This is a genomic window from Oleiphilus sp. HI0066 (assembly GCF_001635725.1).
Map to the genome: position 1 here is coordinate 1 of NZ_LWFH01001205.1, position 2140 is coordinate 2140.

At 44.7% G+C, this 2140-nt stretch carries 3 protein-coding genes; all 3 read right to left on the reverse strand.

All coding sequences use genetic code 11. The features are described from left to right. The coding region (locus tag A3738_RS16500; protein WP_068763731.1) for an ABC transporter permease subunit at positions 1-677 on the reverse strand (677 nt) is incomplete at its 3' end. Next, entirely contained in the window at positions 667-1590 is a 924-nt protein-coding gene (locus tag A3738_RS16505; RefSeq protein ID WP_068502869.1) for an ABC transporter permease subunit, read from the reverse strand. The genes A3738_RS16505 and A3738_RS16500, both read right to left, overlap by 11 nt. Further along, a partial coding sequence (locus tag A3738_RS16510; protein ID WP_231876679.1) for a TOBE domain-containing protein occupies positions 1587-2140 on the reverse strand: 554 nt, incomplete at its 5' end. The genes A3738_RS16510 and A3738_RS16505, both read right to left, overlap by 4 nt.

The following is a 2140-nucleotide window of genomic DNA, read 5'->3' on the forward strand; positions in this document are numbered from 1 at the left end:
ATTGGTAAGGTTGTAGAACCTGGCCCCGATACGAAACTCGCGATTACTAAATCATCGAGCGACAAAGTAAATGCCAATAGCCATCCAGCCAATAATGCTGGCGCAACAATTGGTAAAGTGATGTAGATAAACACTTGGAATTTGTTAGCACCAAGATCCATCGCAGCTTCTTCTAAACGTCGATCAAGCTCGCGTAATCTTGCAGACACAACCACAGCCACATAAGCCATGTTAAAAGTTGTATGGGCAATCCAGATCGTTAAGCTACCACGCCCCTCAGGCCAACCAAGTACTTGCGACATCGTTACAAACAAGAGTAAAAGCGACAAACCCGTAATTACTTCCGGCATGACCAAGGGTGCAGTAATCATTCCGGTAAACAGCGTTTTGCCTTTAAATGCGCCCGATCGCACTAAGGCGATCGCGGCCAAGGTGCCTAATGCGACCGCAGCACTCGCACTTAAAAATGCAATTTTCAAACTCATCCAAACGGCGCTCATCATTTGTTCGTCTTCAAATAGCTCGCCGTACCATTTTGTCGAAAATCCTGCCCAAACTGTCACCAAACGCGACTCATTGAACGAGTAGACAATCAATATAAAAATCGGGAAGTATAGAAAAGCAAACCCACCTAATAAGATTGCCCAAGACAATTTATTGGTCTTGTTAGTGCTCATTAGCCTGCTCCTCTAAATCTTTTGCCTGATAACGCTGGAAGATCGTGATCGGCAAAATAAGTAACAGCAACATAACTACTGCCACCGCAGATGCTCCAGGCCAGTTACGCGCATTGAAGAACTCACTCCAAAGCAATTTACCAATCATCAAGGTATCTGGACCGCCCAACAATTCAGGGATAACAAACTCACCGACGGATGGAATAAACACCAGCATTGAGCCTGCAACAATGCCCGAGACAGACAAAGGCAAGGTAATTTTGAAGAATGAACCAATTGGTCTTGCACCAAGATCAGCAGCCGCTTCCAATAAAGTCGAATCGTGCTTCACAAGGTTTGTATAAATCGGCAATACCATAAACGGTAAGTAGGCATACACAATACCGATGTAAACCGCTATCGGAGTATGCAAAATTTCTAGGGGCTGCTCGATCACACCTAAGCCCATCAAGGCATTATTGATTAGACCGTTTTGCTTCAATATACCGATCCAAGCGTAAATACGAATAAGGAATGATGTCCAAGATGGAAGGATGACGAGCATCAACGCGAGGTTTCTAGTGTGCGGGGGCAACTTCGCAATCGCATAAGCAATCGGGTAACCAATCAGCAAACATAAGGTTGTAGCCGTGAACGCAATCTTCACGGAACTAATATAACCACTCAAATAAAGATCATATTCATACAAATCAATGTAATTGAATAAGTTAAGGCTAATCGTATAAACGTCATCAACAAAACTAGTGAGGTCCGTAAACGGCGGCTGCGCTATGCGCGACTCACTAAAAGAGATCTGGAGAACAATCAGAAAGGGAATTAAGAAGAAGACAAGCAGCCAAGAAAACGGTAACAGAACGACCAGTTTCTTGCCCGATTGTTTCAGTGTTTGGGTAAATACTTGGGCGATATTCATGAGTTCAGCATAACTCCGCTATCGTCAGCCCAGTATACATACACCTCATCTTCCCAACTGAGGCGAGGACCATCATCAACTTCTGACCAACGATCACTGTTGGCCATTGATACGAGTACAATTTTTTCGTTTGCTAGTTCAACATGATAAATCGAATGGCTTCCAAGATAAGCAATATCTTTAATCGCACCCTTCGCCCAGTTATAAGGCTGATCCGGGGCACGGCGCTTAATTTGGATTTTCTCAGGTCTGACTGCGTAGGCCATTGGCATACCCAAACTACCTACCACACCATGCGAGGCATGAATGGCAACGGTCAAATCATCGCATATTAACTCAGCATGATCAGACTCATCTTTTGATAGCGTCCCTTCAAAAATATTCACAGAGCCAATAAATTCTGCCGTCATTCGGCTATTCGGATGCTCGTATACATCCACTGGCTCGCCCACCTGGCGAATCACACCTTGATCCATAATGCCGACGCGAGAAGCCATAGTCATCGCTTCTTCTTGGTCATGCGTTACCATCACGCATGTCACCTCAACAG

What these genes read in the sequence shown, in the direction of transcription:
- A3738_RS16505 (WP_068502869.1), bottom strand. Translation starts at nt 1,590, where the DNA reads ATGAATATCGCCCAAGTATTTACCCAAACACTGAAACAATCGGGCAAG.